The organism is Coleofasciculus sp. FACHB-542, assembly GCF_014695825.1.
Lineage (GTDB): Bacteria > Cyanobacteriota > Cyanobacteriia > Cyanobacteriales > FACHB-T130 > FACHB-T130.
Genome location: NZ_JACJPB010000036.1, coordinates 215,954 through 234,256, shown reverse-complemented (window position 1 = coordinate 234,256; position 18,303 = coordinate 215,954). Strand labels below are relative to the sequence as shown.

General features: G+C 45.8%; 16 protein-coding genes. 12 read left to right on the top strand and 4 right to left on the bottom strand.

Annotation, left to right across the window (positions count from 1 at the left end; all coding sequences use genetic code 11):
• The first annotated feature begins 50 nt into the window (after positions 1 to 50).
• From H6F52_RS12965 to H6F52_RS12940, 6 genes are all read left to right on the top strand, one after another.
• Complete coding sequence (locus H6F52_RS12965) at positions 51 to 1,058, top strand: ATP-binding cassette domain-containing protein (RefSeq protein ID WP_190430496.1); 1,008 nt, start codon at positions 51 to 53, stop codon at positions 1,056 to 1,058.
• Complete coding sequence (locus H6F52_RS12960) at positions 1,055 to 1,846, top strand: ABC-2 family transporter protein (protein WP_190430495.1); 792 nt, start codon at positions 1,055 to 1,057, stop codon at positions 1,844 to 1,846. Before H6F52_RS12965 ends, H6F52_RS12960 begins: the two co-directional genes overlap by 4 nt.
• 234 nt (positions 1,847 to 2,080) lie before the next feature.
• Entirely contained in the window at positions 2,081 to 2,317 is a 237-nt protein-coding gene (locus H6F52_RS12955; protein WP_190535222.1) for a hypothetical protein, read from the top strand.
• A complete protein-coding gene (locus H6F52_RS12950; protein ID WP_190535217.1) occupies positions 2,314 to 2,772 on the top strand; it encodes an HNH endonuclease in 459 nt (152 codons plus the stop codon). The genes H6F52_RS12955 and H6F52_RS12950 overlap by 4 nt, the downstream gene beginning before the upstream one ends.
• A gap of 78 nt (positions 2,773 to 2,850) precedes the next feature.
• Positions 2,851 to 3,633 carry an ABC transporter permease gene (locus H6F52_RS12945; RefSeq protein ID WP_190410112.1) on the top strand — a complete coding sequence of 261 codons (783 nt, stop codon included), beginning with the start codon at positions 2,851 to 2,853 and terminating at the stop codon, positions 3,631 to 3,633.
• A gap of 163 nt (positions 3,634 to 3,796) precedes the next feature.
• Entirely contained in the window at positions 3,797 to 4,666 is an 870-nt protein-coding gene (locus tag H6F52_RS12940; protein ID WP_190535214.1) for an aldo/keto reductase, read from the top strand.
• Positions 4,667 to 4,850: 184 nt separating this feature from the next.
• Here the strand turns inward: H6F52_RS12940 and H6F52_RS12935 are convergent, their stop codons facing one another.
• Positions 4,851 to 5,606, bottom strand: coding sequence for a ferritin-like domain-containing protein (locus H6F52_RS12935; RefSeq protein WP_190535211.1), 756 nt, complete (start codon positions 5,604 to 5,606; stop codon positions 4,851 to 4,853).
• A 337-nt stretch (positions 5,607 to 5,943) separates the two neighbouring features.
• Between H6F52_RS12935 and H6F52_RS12930 the strand changes: the two genes are divergently transcribed.
• The 4 genes from H6F52_RS12930 to H6F52_RS12915 all read left to right on the top strand — a co-directional run bounded on the left by H6F52_RS12930 (position 5,944) and on the right by H6F52_RS12915 (position 10,266).
• Positions 5,944 to 6,654 (top strand): DUF2259 domain-containing protein, encoded by a 711-nt coding sequence (locus H6F52_RS12930; RefSeq protein ID WP_190535208.1) that lies wholly within the window; start codon positions 5,944 to 5,946, stop codon positions 6,652 to 6,654.
• A gap of 32 nt (positions 6,655 to 6,686) precedes the next feature.
• Positions 6,687 to 8,282 carry a gamma-glutamyltransferase family protein gene (locus H6F52_RS12925; protein ID WP_190535205.1) on the top strand — a complete coding sequence of 532 codons (1,596 nt, stop codon included), beginning with the start codon at positions 6,687 to 6,689 and terminating at the stop codon, positions 8,280 to 8,282.
• A 123-nt stretch (positions 8,283 to 8,405) separates the two neighbouring features.
• On the top strand, positions 8,406 to 9,101 hold the full coding sequence (locus tag H6F52_RS12920; protein WP_190535202.1) for a fasciclin domain-containing protein: 696 nt from the start codon (positions 8,406 to 8,408) through the stop codon (positions 9,099 to 9,101).
• Positions 9,102 to 9,549: 448 nt separating this feature from the next.
• Positions 9,550 to 10,266, top strand: coding sequence for a heme oxygenase (biliverdin-producing) (locus tag H6F52_RS12915; RefSeq protein ID WP_190429697.1), 717 nt, complete (start codon positions 9,550 to 9,552; stop codon positions 10,264 to 10,266).
• Positions 10,267 to 10,408: 142 nt separating this feature from the next.
• Here H6F52_RS12915 and H6F52_RS12910 read toward each other — a convergent pair whose 3' ends face one another.
• Positions 10,409 to 10,870, bottom strand: a complete 462-nt coding sequence (locus H6F52_RS12910) for a DUF4332 domain-containing protein (protein WP_190535198.1) — start codon at positions 10,868 to 10,870, stop codon at positions 10,409 to 10,411.
• Between the two features lie 312 nt (positions 10,871 to 11,182).
• On the opposite strand from H6F52_RS12910, the gene H6F52_RS12905 reads away from it, so the two are divergent.
• Complete coding sequence (locus H6F52_RS12905) at positions 11,183 to 11,602, top strand: DUF2267 domain-containing protein (protein WP_190429698.1); 420 nt, start codon at positions 11,183 to 11,185, stop codon at positions 11,600 to 11,602.
• A gap of 881 nt (positions 11,603 to 12,483) precedes the next feature.
• On the opposite strand, the gene H6F52_RS12900 is transcribed toward H6F52_RS12905, so the two are convergent.
• The gene (locus H6F52_RS12900; RefSeq protein ID WP_199300535.1) at positions 12,484 to 15,687 is read right to left on the bottom strand and encodes a DUF4157 domain-containing protein; all 3,204 of its coding nucleotides are present in this window, start codon (positions 15,685 to 15,687) and stop codon (positions 12,484 to 12,486) included.
• 771 nt (positions 15,688 to 16,458) lie between these two features.
• On the opposite strand from H6F52_RS12900, the gene cobW reads away from it, so the two are divergent.
• Entirely contained in the window at positions 16,459 to 17,505 is a 1,047-nt protein-coding gene (gene cobW / locus H6F52_RS12895; protein WP_190535195.1) for a cobalamin biosynthesis protein CobW, read from the top strand.
• 294 nt (positions 17,506 to 17,799) lie between these two features.
• On the opposite strand, the gene H6F52_RS12885 is transcribed toward cobW, so the two are convergent.
• Positions 17,800 to 18,162 (bottom strand): Mo-dependent nitrogenase C-terminal domain-containing protein, encoded by a 363-nt coding sequence (locus tag H6F52_RS12885; RefSeq protein ID WP_190410141.1) that lies wholly within the window; start codon positions 18,160 to 18,162, stop codon positions 17,800 to 17,802.
• Between the last annotated feature and the right edge of the window lie 141 nt (positions 18,163 to 18,303).

Sequence of the window (18,303 nt, the reverse complement as noted above, 5' to 3'; positions counted from 1 at the left end):
CAGCCGCTTTTTAGAGTATCAAGTTAGATTTATAGAAAAAGCTAATTGCAATGCCTATTGTCTCGGCTGAGAAACTGAGCAAAGTCTACCCAGTGGCGGTTAAAGAACCCGGACTTAAGGGGACATTACAGCACTTTCTGCGCCGCACCTACCGCGAGGTAAAGGCGGTTCAAGATGTCTCCTTCGAGATTGAACCGGGGGAAGTCGTGGGGTTTTTAGGTGCCAATGGCGCGGGAAAAACGACGACTCTGAAGATGCTCACGGGGTTAATCCATCCCTCCGCAGGGAATGTAAGAGTGGCGGGACAGGTTCCTTTCCAGCGTCAGGCGTCCTTTTTAAAACAAATTACGCTAGTGATGGGGCAAAAGCAGCAGTTGCTCTGGGACTTGCCAGCGATGGACTCGCTGAGGATAAACGCCGCTGTTTATAACATCTCCGACAAAGAGTTTCGGCGGATGGTGGGGGAGCTGACTGAGATGCTTTCATTGCAAGGCAAGCTGAATCAGCCGGTGCGAAAGCTTTCTTTGGGGGAACGGATGAAGGCTGAGTTGTTAGCCGCCCTCCTCCACCAGCCCAAGGTACTATTTTTGGATGAGCCGACGCTGGGGCTGGATATCAATGCTCAGGTGGGGGTGCGGGAATTTTTGCGGGAGTACAATCAGCTCTATGGAGCGACGATTCTCTTAACCAGCCACTACATGGCAGACATCACGGCTTTGTGTCAGCGGGTGCTACTGATTCATCAAGGTCAGCTAATTTATGATGGTAGTTTGGATGGACTTCTAGACCGCTTTGCCCCCTACCGCGAGGTGAAAGTAGAGTTGGCGCATCCGCTACCGAAAGATGATGTAGAAAGGGGAAGTTTGGCATCTTTAAAGTCTTATGGTGAAATCAAAGCGGTAGAAGGTCAAGTAGTGCGATTGCTGGTGCGGCGGGAGGCACTGACACGCACAGTCGCTAAAATTTTGGCAGAAATGGATGTATTGGATTTGGCAGTGACTGACCCGCCGATTGAAGAAGTCATTGGTCAGGTGTTTCGGGCGGGAGTCGTTGTATGAGTTCAGCAATTAGAACCGCCAAAACTTTGCTGATAGCTTATTACGCTCATATGGTGGAGTATCGGGCAGAGTTATTTTTGTGGGCGTTATCAGGTTCTGTGCCCTTCATCTTGATGGGGATTTGGATGGAAGCAGCATCGCAAGGTGGACAATTTGGACTGTCGCCAGTAGATTTTGCCCGCTATTTCATTGCAGCTTTTCTGGTTAGGCAGTTTACGGTTGTTTGGGTGATTTGGGAATTTGAGAAGCAGGTGGTACAAGGGACGTTGTCTTCTCGACTGCTGCAACCCTTAGACCCGGTGTGGCATCATGTCGCTTCTCATCTTTCCGAACGCCTTGCCCGTTTACCGTTCATTGCGGGGTTGATAATCTTGTTTTTCACTCTCTACCCGAAGGCTCTTTGGTTGCCGAGTGTGGGGACAATTTTATTATTTTTCGGGGTGTTAGCGATCGCCTTCACTCTCCGCTTTCTCATCCAATACACGTTTGCTCTGTTCGCTTTTTGGACGGAACGCGCTAGCGCCATCGAACAATTCTGGTTTCTGCTGTATCTGTTTCTTTCTGGCGTTGTGGCACCTCTAGAAGTTTTTCCGCCAGCGGTGCGTGAGGTGGTGCTGTGGACGCCATTTCCCTATCTGGTGCATTTCCCGGCGGCCTTGTTGGTAGGGTTGCCAGTGGATTTAGGGCGGGGTTTGTTGGCAATGTTCGGTTGGTGTTTGCTGTTTTTTGTCTGGAATCGTTGGATGTGGCGGCGGGGATTGAAACAATATTCGGGGATGGGGGCGTAGGAAGAAAGAGGGGAAGAGTGCGATCGCTTTCGCCGTGTTGCTATCCGCAAATCGCGTTACTTTCAAATTGGCACACCTTGCAACCTTGAGAAGATGCAACGATATCTATGGGTACTAAAGCTATTTTGGAGTACAGCGATCGCATCCCTAACTATTCATCGCTCATAGATATGAAGTGTGAAGGCGCGATCGCGCTTAATAGTACACTAGAACTAAATCGACTGTGAGAATGCCATGACCCCAGTAGTAATTAGACCCTCTTCTTGGCTAACGACTGGCATCCGAGTTGAAAAAGTAAAGAATATGAATCTTTTCAAGTTCACAGAAGAACTCCAGTCCCGGATGGAAGAACTTTTGGAGAAAAAAAAGGCTGATTTTCTCACGCCAGAAGAAGCTGCTGAACTGGAGGGTATAGGAGAATTAGACATGATTTTTACCTACATCAACGCCCAAATTGCTGCTCAACCGTGACGATTTCAAATAAGCTCCAGCAGTTGGTACGGCAACGAGCAAAATATTTGTGCGAGTATTGCCATTCTCCTGAATTTTTGAGTACATCTCTACTCACCATAGAGCATTTGTTCCCGCAGTCTTTGGGAGGGTCTGATGAGATTGAAAATTTAGCTTTAGCTTGCCGTCGCTGTAATGAGCGTCGTTATAATTTTGTAGTTGGAATTGACCCGGCGACTCAAGAAGAAATCTCCTTATTTAATCCTCGTCAGCAACAGTGGATAGAGCATTTTATCTGGACAGCAGACGGTATCAAGATTTTAGGGATGACCCCTACAGGTAGAGCTACTTGCAATCGACTTGATTTTAATGATGAGTTTCATAATGATGGTTTTATTCAGAAATCTCGTCGGTTTTGGGTGCAAGGCGGCTGGCATCCTCCCAGCGACGATCCGCGTCAGAAAAGTGGGATTTAAAGACGCGATCGCTCTCGCAGTCTTGCTAGGACTAAATCGCGTTACTTTCAAATTGGCACACCTTGCAACCTTGAGAAGATGCAACGATATCTACGGGTACTAAAGCTATTTTGGAGTACAGCGATCGCTGCCGAACTTGAATACCGGGTTAATTTTGTTCTAGCAGCACTCAGTAGTTTGGGAAACTTAGCCGGTAGTATGTTTGGGTTGTCCTTGTTTTACCGCAATGGTTACACCTTTGAAGGGTGGAAATGGGAGGAAGCTTTGGTTGTGTTGGGAGTTTTTACGATCCTGCAAGGCTTTTCTAATAGCTTTTTGGTGCCTAATTTAAACCGGATTGTCGATCAGGTTCAGCAAGGGACATTAGACTTTGTGCTGCTGAAGCCAATCAGCAGCCAATTTTGGCTTTCTACCCGCGCCTTTTCTCCTTGGGGACTGCCAGATTTAGTCTTTGGAGGGGTGCTGATTGGCTATGCTGGGGCGCGGTTGGGTTTGAGAATCAGCGACTATTTCTTAAGTACGATACCGCTACTATTCGGTTTCGCAATTCTGTACAGCCTGTGGTTTATGCTGGGGGCGACTAGCATCTGGTTTGTGAAAATCTACAACGTCACTGAGGTACTCAGAGGCTTTTTAGAAGCTGGGCGATACCCAATGGTTGCTTATCCCGCTGCTTACCGTTTTTTCTTTACTTTCATAGTGCCAGTAGCGTTTTTAACGACTATCCCAGCGGAGGCGATGCTGGGGCGCGTCGAGGTGGGTTGGATAGTGAGTGCGGGAATTCTGGCGTTGGCGCTATTATTCGCTTCGCGGGTTTTCTGGCGGTTTGCACTGCGATTTTATACGAGTGCGTCGAGTTAGAATTGCCCTTTTAGACGTATGGACACGCTAATGCTGTGTCCTTGCAAGGTGTTGACCAACAGAATTTGCGATCGCTTGTTGAGAACTAACCGTCAGACAGACGATTTCCATCCGGCAATCTTCAATCAATTGAAGGGGTAGAAGACGAAAGCAAAATCAAACAATGGAAACGAAAGAACTCGGACATACAGGTGTCAAAATCAGCGCGATCGCACTGGGTGGAATGCCGATGTCTTTAAGTAGCAGACCCCCAGAATCAGAATCCATCAAAGTCATCCATCGCGCCCTCGATTTGGGCGTGACGCTGATTGATACCGCTGATTCCTACTGCAAAGATGAATCAGATAAGCACCACAACGAAGGCTTAATTAGTAAGGCGCTTTCCTCTTATTCAGGTGATAAGAGTAATGTTCTGGTTGCCACTAAGGGCGGACTGATGCGCCCTAACGGTAGCTGGACGCGCAACGGCAACCCCAAGCATCTGCGGGAGACAATTCGGATCAGCTTTGAGACTTTGGGGGGAAAGCCGATAGATATTTGGCAATACCACGCACCCGATACAGATTACACGATTGAAGAGTCGCTCAAACCAGCCAAAGAAGCTGTAGAACAAGGGATGATCCGGTTTGTCGGCGTCTCTAACTTTTCAGTAGAGCAAATTAAACGCGCCCGTGATGTGGTTGAGATTGTCTCTGTACAAAATCAGTACAATCCTTGGAATCGTCAGCCGGAAGAGGACGGAGTGCTGGAGTATTGCGAAAAGGAACAACTAACGTTTTTACCTTGGAGTCCGTTGGGTGGTAGCCGTCGCGTGGGCAAACTGGAAGATATTGATGCGATCGCGCAACTTGCCCAAGAAAAAAGCGTTTCTGTCTACAATATTGTCCTAGCATGGCTGCGGGCAAAATCTCCAGCCATTGTGCCTATTCCCGGCGCAAGTAAAGTTTCCAGCATTGAAGACTCTGTGCGTGCTGTCGATGTCAAGCTGTCAGATCGAGAAGTTGCCCAAATCGACCGCGCTACAGCATCCTGATGATTGTAGGGGCTTTCGCATTCCAGCGAAAAAACGCTTGCTGTAACAATAGTTGCTCTGAAGGCTTCGCCCTTCCCACGGCTAGATTGAGGGCGAAGCCTTCGGGTTCAAAATCAGGGTGTGTGACAGAAATGTTCGCCTAAATGCGAAAGCCCTATAGGAAATCAGCGAACGAGAAAATAGGTTAAGCTACCGCTAGTTCTGCTTCCTCAGACATTTCTGTGGGAACGCCATCCTGAACCAGAGAAGGCATCTGTCCGCTTTTCTGCATCAGATTTGTCACCATTGCCAACAAAGCATTCACCTTGCGAGTCCGCCACGCATCCACCATCTCTTCTACCGCTGCATCTGGGAGGCGACGCTTTAGCGCTTCTAAAAGATAAGCGGCGTGTCCGGTTTCGTCGTGGGCGATACTGAGGAGTCCCTTTTTCAAGCTAGCGCTGTTCGGTTCATCCTCTGGTAACACATTAGCCATGCGAACGAAGTCTTTGCTGGCATCCAGTTCTAGGATATACGTACTAGCCATGAACACCACCCAGTCAATATTCTGCGGTTTCAAGCTTTCTTGGGAGTATCCTTCAAAGTAAGCTTCAAAAAAGGGACTGCGGCGGCGTTCATCCGGCTTACCCTCTGGCTTGGCTTCAGCGGCTTTCTTGAAGTCAATGACTTCCTTATTCAGCCGCTTCAGCGCTTGGGCAAAAATTTGACCGTGACGCTTTTCATCAGAGGCGTGGCGGGCAAGTTTTTCAGCTAGCCACGTATCGCCTTCAGCAGCGGCGCGATCGCTCAAGGCTTGCAGAAATGGAACTGAACCAGATTCTGCCAGTTGGAACCCGGCGAGGACGTTTGGGCGCGTTAAAGGATCGCGGATTTGGCGGGCACCAATGTAAGCCCCAGCACCCGATCCGGCTAAGTGCAACAGGTAGGTAAAAAAGTTCATGCTGAAATTTTCTTGAGTGTTTAGAGCTAACGGATGATATTCTATCGCTGTTTTTTTAAATAGGGGGTTAGAGAGGATGCTTTTGTTGTTGCCAATGTGGGGTTTGCTTGCTGACTCTAAACTCCTAGCTTTATTAAGCAAAAATACTAAAAAGCATCCCTCCCAGGAAATATCTATTACAGTTGACTCTAAGGAATTTTAGGGTGCAGAAGCTTCTAGGCTGAGCGGGTAACAGTTTAGCAGGAACTGAGTGTTTCGCTAATTTAAAAGAAATTGTCAATCCTCAAGTAAAAATTTAAAATCAAATAATCTCTGCATTCAAAAGAATAAGATTGCCATGAAAAGTTTACCCGTAATTTCACTGAGTTTTGTTGCGCTTGCGACGATTTTCATATCTTCAGACGCACTCGCAGAAATTTTCAAAACCAGTCGTAGACTATCGGGTTTCTCAACCGATAGCCGTCACTATATTTATCTAGAAAGTTATCGAAACCCCATTACGGAAACGCCTAAAGCACAATTGCAAATCGTAAATTCACCTACAAATTCTTGCGTTGAATATGGCTGTATAGAAACAGAAAATACTCAGGAATCTTCAAACCCAACGACTCAAGCCGCTGAAACAGAATTACTCAAAAAAACTGCGGTAATTCGGTACAAACTAAAATTAAATCGTCCAGCGGCAGGAAGAAGACTGCCTGCTCTTTCTCGCGTCACCAACCCAGATGGAAGTGAAGTTTATACCTTTTTAGTGAAGAATAAGAAAGACCCTCTACAGGTATTAATGCGGCAAAAATATATCCCATCAGTTGCGTATGGAGGAAATGCGGATACAGATCGTGCTGCCCTCCAACTTGAGATTATTTACAACAATCGGAGACGTACCTTGAGCAGCCTGAATACATACCGCGATAATACGATGAAATATGCGCTCAGAGAAGTGCGCTTAGCCCCAAATGGACGCAGTGCGGTTATTCTAATGAATACGATCGAACCGGCTGAACAGGGGGCAGTACAGACGACTTTGGTACAGAGTTTCCCGCTTTAATCCAGCTATAAATTGCCCGGTTTAAAAATACAATGCCGCCAGAAAATTTAACCGATTATCCCTACTTTAGTGCCCGACGAGTGGTGATGGGGCAACGAGGTGCTGTGGCAACTAGCCAACCTCTGGCGGCTTTGGCTGGGATGGAAATGCTGATGGCTGGGGGAAATGCGGTGGATGCCGCGATCGCGATGGCGATCGCGCTGACTGTCGTAGAACCCACCTCCAACGGCATCGGTGCAGACGCTTTCGCTTTAGTTTGGGATGGGCAATTGCACGGATTGAATGCTTCGGGGAAAAGTCCCTACCATCTCAATCTAGACGCTTTTGCTGGGATGCAGCAATTTCCCGATTTGGGTTGGCTGACTGTCACCGTACCGGGTGCGGTGTCGGGATGGCAAAAATTATGGAAGCGTTGGGGAAAGCTACCGTTTGAGCAGCTATTTGTCCCGGCGATTCGATACGCTGAAGAAGGTTTTCCCGTGTCACCGGAGACGGCACGGGCGTGGAAGCGAGCCGAGGCAATCTATTTGCCGCTGATTGCACCAGAGTTTCAGCCATTTAAAGAAGTATTTTTTCCAGAAAATCGGGCACCCGCCGCCGGGGAAATTTGGCGGAGTCCGCTTCATGCCAAAACCCTAAGAGCGATCGCTCAAACTGAAGGGGAAAGCTTTTATCGAGGGGAAATTGCTGAAAAAATCGCTAACTTTGCCGCTAAAACCGGCGGTATTTTGACAGCATCTGACTTGGCAACCCACTCCTGCGACTGGGTGCAGCCGATTTTCACTAACTACCGGGACATTACCGTCTGGGAAATTCCTCCCAATACTCAAGGCATCGCAACGCTAATGGCTTTGAATATTCTCGAAGGTTATCCCCTACCCGATTACCCCCGCGAATCCGTTTCTAGCTACCATCTGCAAATTGAGGCGATGAAGCTGGCTTTTGCAGATTTACATCAATATATTGGCGATCCTCGGTTTATGGAGGTGCCCCTAGAACACCTGCTAAACAAAGCTTATGCTGACGAACGACGCTGTTTGATTGGAAAAGAAGCTGCGATCGCTCAGCCTGGGTTGCCCAAGGGAGGCACCGTCTATCTCGCAGCGGCTGACAGCGAACTGATGGTATCTTTCATCCAATCTAACTACAGTGGTTTTGGCAGCGGCATTCTGGTTCCCGATACGGGCATCGCTCTGCAAAACCGGGCATCGGGATTCACCCTAACTCCGGGACACCCAAATCAAGTGGGAGCCGCGAAACGCCCTTTTCACACGATTATTCCCGGCTTTCTGACGCAAGACAATCAACCCTTGGGGCCATTTGGCGTCATGGGGGCACCCATGCAACCCCAGGGACATCTGCAAGTCGTTGTCAACCTCCTAGACTATGGGATGAATCCCCAAACAGCGCTGGATGCACCGAGGTGGCGGTTTGTTGCTGGTAAGACAGTGCTTTTAGAACAGATGGTACCCCGGAATATCGCTTTAGCGCTCGCTGAACGGGGTCATGATATCCAAATCAGCGCAGAGCCGGGAATGTTTGGCAAAGGTCAGATCATCTTGCGGCAAGGCGGGGTACTGGTTGCCGCTTCCGAACCCCGCGCCGATGGGCTGGCATTAGCTTGGTAACACCTTTCCTTAGAGAGACGCGATCGCATCTCTAAATACCTCCATAGGCTGAGAAGCTCTTGACCAATTTATTATTAACTTTTGTGAATAGCTCTGTAATTTATCTTTACCAAAAGGCCATTCATGAAAAGTTTAGGAAAACTGTTGTTCAGCGTCATCGGTGTTGGTAGCCTGGTCGTTCTCTCTGCTTGCGGCGGTCAGCCTGGTGCAAACACAGCGAACCAAGCTCCGGCGAGCGATTCGACCGCAACAACCGAATCACCAGTTGCTGAAGCTCCTGCAACTACTACCTCACCCAGTGCTGAAGTTTCTCCTACTGCCTCCCCTGGTGCTGAAGCCAATGGTGCGGCAACCGAAGACAAAAACCTGGGAGAACTGGCACAAACAGCAGCCAGCAATGGTTCCTTCACCACTCTCACCAAAGCAGTGCAAGCAGCAGGCTTGACTGACCAATTAACTGGAGACAAGCCATACACGGTATTTGCACCGACTGATGCCGCTTTTGCCGCCTTACCAGCCGGTACTGTGGACAAACTCCTGCAACCAGCAAACAAACAAACTCTAGTCAAGCTTCTGAGCTACCATGTGGTGCCAGGTAAAATTTCTTCCACCGAACTAAAATCCGGCGAAGTGAAAACCGTTGAAGGTACCCCCGTTACCGTTAAGGTTGATAGTGCCAGCAGCGAAATCACCATAAACAACGCCAAGGTGATCCAGCCGAATATTCCAGCCAGCAACGGCGTCATCCACGTTGTTGACAAAGTAATTCTGCCTCCGGATATTCAAGCAAGTCTTGGTTCTAGTCAGACAGCACAGTAGGACTTGACACTCCCCTAACTGAAGCGGATTTTTCTAGATATCTATCAAAGCCTTGTTTCAATACAGATGTATCTACCTTAATTCCATCGTTTCAAGCTTTGGCATTCAAGCTTTTAAATGTGGGTGACGATGAGGCATCGATTAGCCTTTCAGGGCGGGGAAACCCGCCCTTTTTAGTGGGTTGATTTCCCTAATCTCCAGAAAATGAGAAATTATAAAATGTTTACGGAGAGCCTAGCGGCTGCTTTGTAGCGACGTTTTAGCCCGATCTAGAATTCCAAATCGTCGCTGCCTTGCTTCCCCGCGACTTAGCCTCAAGAGCTGCCGATGTTCAAAATTCTTAATGAAAATTCTCAGCAAATCAGTCTAATCTAACGTTTTAGCGGTTTTCAAGCCGTGGAAAAGATCGGTACGCTCCTCCGTAGACTTTAGGGATAAGAAATTTAGCATGAGCAGCAATTTAGCAACCAAATTGCGTGAGGGAACCAAAAAATCCCACACAATGGCGGAAAACGTTGGTTTTGTCAAGTGCTTTTTAAAAGGCGTTGTTGAGAAGAACTCTTACCGGAATTTGGTAAAGAACCTCTACTTCGTCTATTCCGCAATGGAAGAAGAGATGGAAGGGCACCGGCAACACCCCATTCTGTCTAAGATTTATTTTCCCCAGCTAAACCGGAAAAAGAGCCTAGAACAAGACCTCGCTTACTACTACGGCACCAACTGGCGCGAACAAATCTCTGCCTCGCCTGCTGCTGAAGAATACATCCAGCGCATCCGCGAAGTCTCGACTTCAGCCCCAGAAATGTTAGTTGCCCATTCCTATACCCGCTACCTTGGCGACTTGTCCGGCGGTCAAATCCTCAAGGGCATTGCTCAACGGGCGATGAACCTCACGGATGGGCAAGGGACAGCTTTCTACGAATTTCAAGAAATTGACGATGAAAAGGCGTTCAAGGCAACCTATCGCCAAGCCATGAACGATCTGCCCATTGATGATGCCACAGCAGACAAGATTGTGGATGAAGCCAATGATGCTTTTGCCATGAATATGAAGCTGTTCCAAGAATTAAATGGCAACTTGATCAAGGCAATTGGTCAGATGCTGTTCAACACGCTGACACGCAAACGCACTCGCGGCAGCACGGATCTCGCAACTGCCGAATAATAAGTTGACGCTCCCTCAAGACTCTTAGACTACAACACACGATTTTCTACAATCCTGGAGGCTAGGTGATGGTGAAGCCATTATCATCAAGCTTTCAGGATTGTCAGCTTTTATCGGGCATCGCGGTAAAAGGAAATGTCTCTTAGACGCGACTGCAAGAAGGCGATCGCGTAGCTGCACGCGCTTGGTCGATCCATTGTGCGATTTCTCCCCGCGTGGGACAGAGATCCCGGCGTTGTAGAGTGGCGACTTGGAGCCGCAAAATTTGTTGATGTATCCTTTCAACGGGCGTTTGCGCGAGTTGGGCGCAAGAAGCAATTCCGGCATGAAGCAACAGCCCACAATATTCGCAACCCACACCCGGAAGGCGAGACAAGTCCGCCAAAGCCACCCATTTATTGATGTGTTGAATATGAATCTGTAACTGGGTAGCTAAGGCTTGTCTTTGCACTGGGCTACTGGCTTGCTGGAGTAGTTGCAAAGTGGTTCTTATGCCACAGTCTATTAGTCCAGCTTGATTTTCAGCACTTAATCCAGGCAGTTGCTCGATTCGCCAATTGCTAGAAATGAAGCGATTTGGACGCGAGGGATGAACAGGTTTCATTTTCCGAATTACAAAGTGCATGGACTTTTAAGAAATCTACAAGATTGCAGCGGTTGTATCAGCGCTTCCACACACCGAGAAAGTCACATCCCGCTTGGGAGGTAATATTTTTTACTCTATCAAATGGCTAATAATACAGCAACTAACGATTTAATTGGCTGAAAATTCAGATAAAAGTTACGTAAAATCATTTACTTCTTCAGAGAGACGTAAGAACTAAATTCCTTTTATAAATTAACTAGAGTTTGAGTGTTCCCATTTTGAGAGCGCTTATTTAACCAAGTTTGATAATTTTAGGGTTTGCAGAGAATTATGGCATCACATCACGCATTTTTAGAGAAAGTCAAGGCAAAGGGGAACTTAAACGATCTGGATGAGGCAAAAAATGCGACTGAGGTAGTCTTCCGCACCATGCGCGACGTAATGACGAATGAAGCGGTGGAGCGAGTCGAAGAAGAACTGGACAAGTCAGCAACTGATGAAGTGGAAGATTTGTGGGAAGACACAAATCCAATTGTCAGTTTCTTAAGCAAGATAAGACCCCAGCTAAAAATCAAGCCGGAGAACTTTTTAGTTCGACTGAGGCAAGAGGGCAACTTACCCGGAAGAGACGCAGAAACAATTATTAAAGCCGTATTTTCTGCAACCAAAGAGGAGCTGTCTTCGGAACGAATTCAGGAAGTTGCTAGCTATCTCCCAGGTGAAATTCAAGAGATGTGGCAACAAGCTTAATCAAGTAGGATGGCACAAATCAACCTGATTTAATAAGACGGTTCATAGTTCATTGAGGGATAGAAAATTATTTGCGAACTATGAACCACGAAGCGCAAGCGTGAGTCATCTTTATCTTTAGCCAGTAGCTTATAACTCATCCAAAAAGTCCTTGGCTTAAGTGAATATCTGCGTTCATCTGTGGTTTATAGCGGTTCTCACTACTGGCATCCAATACAACTTAGAGTAGGCGCATAGCTTCACAACGCGCCTACGAGTGTATTTCGCTCAAATTGAGAACCGCTATAAACACTTTTTATCTTATTTTGCTTTTGCGGATAGGCTCTAATAACCGATCGCCTAGGGTGCGTTAGAATTACGTTGCGCCAAATTGCTACCGCTTGCGGGTGGTTTTTGGCTTTTTGGACAGTTGTAGCTTGTTGAATTAGCTGTTCAATAAGAGAAGCATTTGTGATTTGGGGAACTGTAAGCAAAGATAAACGGAGCAGCAGAGTCAAGAACTGGAGCCATCGCATCCTCTGCTGATTCCTCAACAAAGTAAACGCGATCGCATTTCGTAGGGTACATTGAGACGCACCCTACAAAATCAGCGATCGCACTATGCTATTGCTTAAATTGTTGTTCTGTGGAGGTGAGCGCTCGCAATATTTTCTGGAATTAAGTTGGGATGACGATAAAGACTTACCGGATGATGTGGAGTGAAGGCGATTAATCTTTTTTGGAGGAGTAGAGGAGTTGAGGCAAGGTCTTTTCTTGTCAAGAACACGGTTCATATTCTCAGAGTACCCAACTCCCTGGAGTTTAGACTAATGCCACAGTAGTGCTTTTTCAGGAAAATTGTCGCCTAAATTCCCTACATATAGCGTGGTTTTTGATTGAGTCTAAAATTCAGAACTCCGCTCAGCTACTTTTTTATATGACTCAATGACATTTTTCAAATTAGCAATACCCTCCTCGAAAACATTAGTTTTTCCAAAAACTTTGGCGTATTCTTTATGTTCCAGTACATTATTCACTATCTTTTCTATCTGCTCTATTAACTTATTCAAGGCATATATATCAGCTTCTAATTTTGCCGTTACTTCTAAGAGAATCTTACCAAAAGCTTTCAGTTTTTCAAGAGGAACTGAATCTATAGCATCAATACTGTTTACGATTGTGTCGAGGTATTTGTTGAGGAAATTGGTTCTCCTTTCGAGAGTAAATTCATTATTTATAATAAGTTGCTTAAAGCGGGCTACCTGCACGGGATACATCGCCTTACTTCTAATCCTTTCATGATTAATGACTGAAATTTCCTTTTCTGCCTCATTTAACAACTTGTCTGATACATTAGAGCCGTTAGTTGCCATAGGTGTAGCGATTTGTTCCCGAACCTTGCCTTTAATGCGTCTTGCTTTCCAGTTCTTGAGCTGACTAAATCTATGATTGCTACCTTCGATTTGCTCTGTATCTTTAATTTCTTGCGCTGATTTCAAAAGCTCATCTACCTCAATCTTTTCTAACGATTCAAATTTACTAGGTAGTTCATTAATTAGCTTTTGTAGAACCTTCAAATTTTTAGCTTGTTGCTGTTCTCGAACAATTTGTTGCCGTTCTTGAACAATTTTTTGGCGCTCTGGTCGAAGTTGGGTCGAGCGTTTCTTGATAGCTTCTATAAACTCTGGATTGTCCATGATACTTGGAGCATCGCCCTGTTTTTCACGTTCCTTCTTTAGCTCCTCCTGACGCTCTTTGTCACGTTCTCCCAAAATTTCGTGGACATTAATATAGTTTGTAAAAAGATCTGGTCGGTTTGTAGGGGAGTCAACACCTAAAATATTGTATAGCTGACTAGGTGCAACTTTTTCGTCTGAATCCTGTCTTGTTTGTTGCCTTATTTTTGACTTATATTTATCTTTTGTTGCTTGGCTGCTTTCAGGATCGAGAACCTCATCTTTATCTCTAGCATTGTATAAGTCAAATACTTCTCGGAGGGAGATTCCACCATATTGCTCTGCTTCCCTAATTAGAAACTGAATATCTTCTAAGTTACGTAAAGCTTTTGCTTCATCAAATACCTGTTGCTTTTGCTTATCTTTTGGTTTATTGTCAGATTTATCTTTGTACGTAGCTGCCTTAAGTACTTTTTTTAAGTGTTCCCCATCCATTTCCAAAATGCGTTTTTTAGTATCCTCAGTAAGAAGTTTATTGGCGTTAGGTAATCCAACGGGAAATGAGCTTGAATATACTCCAGTATTATTCCTATCTACTTTTCCTATCCCATAATCATCATTATCAATTTTTTGTAAATTACCCTGATTAAACATATATTGAGTATAAGAACCATCTTGATACTGAAACAGCATATCGAGGATGACTACATCCTGAATTTGCTGCTCATCTACATCCAGCTCCTGAGTTTTCTCGCTTGTAAATTTTTCATAAGCTTCAGATGCTTTTTGATTAAATCCAAATTCTTTTTTGAGTTGATTTTGTTTTTCCTCTGAAATATTGGCTATAGATTTCCCTGTCTTCTCTTTTACAAAATTTTCAAAAGCTGTATTTATTTCTTGAAAATCGGGAAAGCTTTCTGCTATTTCACGCATCTTTTTGCTGCCATCTTTTCCTGGTGCTAGATTAGAAAGGACATTATTCTGTTTGTTCTGTCTATTATTATCTATCTGGCTCTCTTGCGGCATTGATGTAGAAAGCGGCATATGCGTAAATCCCAACTCATGAGCAACTAAAGGGATATATATAGCTCGCTTACGTTCGGCTTTTCGTTCATCATAATCTCTTTCACCAAGGTTTTCTTTCTTAATTACATGAGTGGCAGGATCGCTATCTGAACTTCCTGATTTTTTATAGGGAACCACTGTCCCAAAAGTCCCTTTACCTACGGGCCAAATACTTGCTTGTTTGAGGATATCTTTCCCAGTTAATTGTTCAAGTTCTTGATATGCTTTAAGCGTTTCTGGATTTTGTAGAGTTTTTAGAAACTCATTCGTTCCTTCTGTTCGTCCCAGATTAGTCAAGGTTATGTCTTGTTCGGAATCGCTAGGTTGTTTTGCTCTTTTCTGCTTCCTGTTATAAGGCGTTAAACCTTCTGGTCTCGGATTTTTCTTCACCCATTCTGCTGCTTCTTCCTTCCCCTTTCCTTGCTCCACACGCTGAATTTTGGCATTTTGCGTATTCTGCTGCACCACATGAGTCAACTCATGAGCAAGCAACTCCTGCCCTCCCCGACTCCCCGGATCGTATGCCCCCTGGCGAAAGAAGACATCCTGCCCCGTTGTAAATGCCTTCGCCTGAATGGATTGATTCATCTGGTCAGACTGAGCATCTGTATGAACCTTGACGCCACTGAAGTCAGCCCCAAATGCCTGTTCCATCGGTTCTCGGATATTGTCCGAGAGTGATTGTCCCCCACCTTTAGCCTGTTGAATAGATGATTCTAAGTCAGGCGTAGCCGCCATTGGTTCACTATCTGATTTACGCTGCATCTGAAGTTCTTCATCTTCGGGCATTTCCTCGCGCTGGAGAGTGCTAGATGCGGGTTTCATCTGAAGTTCTTCATCTTCATTTTCAGGCATCTCCTCACGCTGGAGAGTACCGGATGCGGGTTTCATCTGAAGTTCTTCCTCTTCGGGCATCTCCTCGCGCTGGAGAGTACCGGATGCGGGTTTCATCTGAAGTTCTTCCTCTTCAGGCATCTCCTCGCGCTGGAGAGTTTCACCTTGAGATGATTGCTTGGAAACTGGTGCGTTAATCTGATTTACGACTCGCTGTGCCGTTTGGTCAGCTTCCTGCTCATATTGATCTCCGGGCTGACCAATGGTAAGCTTCGCTTGAATCGGTTCTAGCTCCTCTTTGCCCGACTCTTCCTGACGCTGGACTACTCCTGCCCCTGACAGACTCCGCATCAAGTTATTATTAGTCGCCCAATTAGCGGGTAGTGGAGTGTAACTTGGTAGTTCCTGCTCTTGTGGCGACGCAGAAACTGGTTTAGCTTGCACTGGCATCGCAGGGGTAGTCCAGCGAGAATCTTTTTTATGGATGTGAGAATTCCCAGAGGAGCGTTTGGAGACTCGTTCGTAAGCCATAAATTATTGACCTCTACGTGCCAGTGTCAGGAATTTTTTCAATAATATCTTTAGATAAATGGATTGAGTATTCATGTGCATGAATATTAATATTTTCTCATCAAAACAAGTAAAAATAATGACCTCAATATCTTTCTTTGAACTAAAAAAATAAGTAGCTATGTATACAAATTTTCAATATTTTTTCGTGTAAACAAGTAAAAATCATTGGCTTGAATGACGCTTCTGTACCAGCGGTGCAGGAGAAGTGGTGATGATGAAACATAGGCGGCAAGCGGCTAAAAGCGAGTATTTGGAATTGGAGCGATCGCTTACTGATGCTGAGGGAAAAAGCTGGAGCTAATATAGAGCCACCTGTATTCACCATCAACTATCTTTAAGCTTGTGAAGGGCTATCCATTCACATTGCACCGGCTGATGGCGATAACTGTATCTTATTTGTTGTTAATAGACTCGCATCGCCAAAAGAGCCAGCCGATTGCCTGTCAAGGTAGTACGGAAAACATCTCTTATTTTTGAAATAGCTGCTACACAAGGGGTTAAAGCATTTAGTTTTTATATTTATCTAATAATGAGATTCTTACAGGGAAAGACATCCAGAATTTAGATGCGATCGCTCTAGAGCGATCGCGCCATCCACCTAAATTTCAGCTTTCAGCCTAGAATAGTCAATCGTGTATACAAGGCACTTGTAAAGAAACAGAGATACACCCTAGCTGCCTTGGTACTGAATGATTAATTCAAAACTCAAAACTCAACACTTTTCAAACAATGGCTACCAAAATTCCCGTCACTGTTATCACCGGATTTTTAGGGAGTGGTAAAACAACTCTGATTCGCCACCTACTACAGAACAATCAAGGACGCCGCATCGCCGTTTTAGTCAACGAATTTGGCGAATTGGGGATTGATGGCGAATTGCTGCGTTCTTGTGGCTACTGTCCAGAAGAAGCCGACAGCACCAGCAACATTGTTGAATTAACCAATGGTTGCTTGTGCTGTACGGTTCAGGAAGAATTTTTGCCGACGATGCTAGAACTGCTGAAGCGCAGAGATAGCCTGGACTGCATTTTAGTGGAGACATCGGGATTGGCGTTACCGAAGCCGCTGGTGAAGGCGTTTCGCTGGCCCGAAATTCGCAACGCAGCAACGGTAGATGCTGTGATTACCGTCGTGGATTGCGAAGCAGTGGCAGCGGGAACGTTTGCCAGCGATCCCGAAGCAGTGGATGCCCAGCGCCAGGAAGATCCCAATCTGGAACACGAAACCCCATTGCAAGAACTTTTTGAAGATCAGCTGGCGTGTGCCGATTTGGTGGTGTTGAATAAAACTGATCTGGTGAATGCTACGCAGCAAGCTGAGGTCGTGAAGTTGGTTGAACGAGAACTGTCTCGTGCTGTCAAGATGGTACCGAGCGATCGCGGAAAATTAGATCCGGAGGTTCTCTTGGGCTTCCAGAGTGCCGTTGAAGACAACTTAGATAATCGTCCCAGTCATCACGACACTGAAGAAGACCACGATCACGACGAAGAAATTACCTCAACTCAGGTGATTTTAAACCGTACTTTCGATCCCCAGAAGCTGCAAGAACAGTTGGAAGCGTTGGTGCAACAACAGGAAATTTATCGAATCAAGGGATTTGTGGCAGTTCCCAACAAAGCGATGCGGCTGGTATTACAAGGAGTGGGAACGCGATTCGATCAATTTTATGACCGTCCTTGGCAACCACAGGAAACCCGGCAAACTCAGTTAGTCTTTATTGGTCAGAAGCTCAATCCCGATGAAATTGAGTCGCAGTTGGCAGCGTTACCTGGCTAAAATCTTTCATCTTGCAAGTGCAAGGCATCCTGGCGGGAGTTACTCAAGTCGCCTTTGGCCTTTTGCACTAGCCTTCCATCTTCCGGCGTTACAGTGACATCCTCTTCTAAAAACTAGCAAGTTTCCGGATCGTCGTAGGTTTAGGAAAATTCGGAAACTTCTTTCATCCAAATGGGTCTAGCGGAGACGCCCAACTGGGTGAGGTGCGATTGACTGAGTTGATGAACCTTTACTGTCATCTGGCGATCGCCAGAAAGCGTATGCTTGCCTTAGCACAATTTGCTCTAGCTTTTTCTAGATGTAGGACTGGATATCCACACCACATTGATCGACTAGATAACAAAGCGCCCGAAAACGCAATCCTACCAGTTGGTCATAAAACGGATTCAGTTTGCACAACGGAGGAATGTGTCCTACTTTGTGACCAAATAGCTTGATATCACGCTCAAAGGGGCACTGTGCCGGAATCGCCTTTGCGAGAAGCTCAGCCATCTGACGGTCAGAAATCGCAATTCCGTCCAGCCATTGACGGAGTGGGCGCAGGATATCGAATTGCTGCTTTTTAGGCGAGCGAACGACTTTAGCTGCTTGTACGCTTTCTGCTGAAGCGAGTGCAATACTTTCTAGGGTATTCGGCTGTTTGTCTGTGCAGATCATACTCATTAGGTTCACCCTTGTGTTTTCCAATTGCTTGAGTATTTGCTCATCCCTATTTCCAAGATACAAACCCTAAAGAAATGTTTCATAAAACTACGAACAAATTCTATCAGGATTTTTAAAGATTTGATGAAATAATCA

What these genes read in the sequence shown, in the direction of transcription:
- H6F52_RS12965 (WP_190430496.1), top strand. Translation starts at nt 51, where the DNA reads ATGCCTATTGTCTCGGCTGAGAAACTGAGCAAAGTCTACCCAGTGGCG.
- H6F52_RS12960 (WP_190430495.1), top strand. Translation starts at nt 1,055, where the DNA reads ATGAGTTCAGCAATTAGAACCGCCAAAACTTTGCTGATAGCTTATTAC.
- H6F52_RS12955 (WP_190535222.1), top strand. Translation starts at nt 2,081, where the DNA reads ATGACCCCAGTAGTAATTAGACCCTCTTCTTGGCTAACGACTGGCATC.
- H6F52_RS12945 (WP_190410112.1), top strand. Translation starts at nt 2,851, where the DNA reads ATGCAACGATATCTACGGGTACTAAAGCTATTTTGGAGTACAGCGATC.
- H6F52_RS12940 (WP_190535214.1), top strand. Translation starts at nt 3,797, where the DNA reads ATGGAAACGAAAGAACTCGGACATACAGGTGTCAAAATCAGCGCGATC.
- H6F52_RS12935 (WP_190535211.1), bottom strand. Translation starts at nt 5,606, where the DNA reads ATGAACTTTTTTACCTACCTGTTGCACTTAGCCGGATCGGGTGCTGGG.
- H6F52_RS12930 (WP_190535208.1), top strand. Translation starts at nt 5,944, where the DNA reads ATGAAAAGTTTACCCGTAATTTCACTGAGTTTTGTTGCGCTTGCGACG.
- H6F52_RS12925 (WP_190535205.1), top strand. Translation starts at nt 6,687, where the DNA reads ATGCCGCCAGAAAATTTAACCGATTATCCCTACTTTAGTGCCCGACGA.
- H6F52_RS12920 (WP_190535202.1), top strand. Translation starts at nt 8,406, where the DNA reads ATGAAAAGTTTAGGAAAACTGTTGTTCAGCGTCATCGGTGTTGGTAGC.
- H6F52_RS12915 (WP_190429697.1), top strand. Translation starts at nt 9,550, where the DNA reads ATGAGCAGCAATTTAGCAACCAAATTGCGTGAGGGAACCAAAAAATCC.
- H6F52_RS12910 (WP_190535198.1), bottom strand. Translation starts at nt 10,870, where the DNA reads ATGAAACCTGTTCATCCCTCGCGTCCAAATCGCTTCATTTCTAGCAAT.
- H6F52_RS12905 (WP_190429698.1), top strand. Translation starts at nt 11,183, where the DNA reads ATGGCATCACATCACGCATTTTTAGAGAAAGTCAAGGCAAAGGGGAAC.
- H6F52_RS12900 (WP_199300535.1), bottom strand. Translation starts at nt 15,687, where the DNA reads ATGGCTTACGAACGAGTCTCCAAACGCTCCTCTGGGAATTCTCACATC.
- cobW (WP_190535195.1), top strand. Translation starts at nt 16,459, where the DNA reads ATGGCTACCAAAATTCCCGTCACTGTTATCACCGGATTTTTAGGGAGT.
- H6F52_RS12885 (WP_190410141.1), bottom strand. Translation starts at nt 18,162, where the DNA reads ATGATCTGCACAGACAAACAGCCGAATACCCTAGAAAGTATTGCACTC.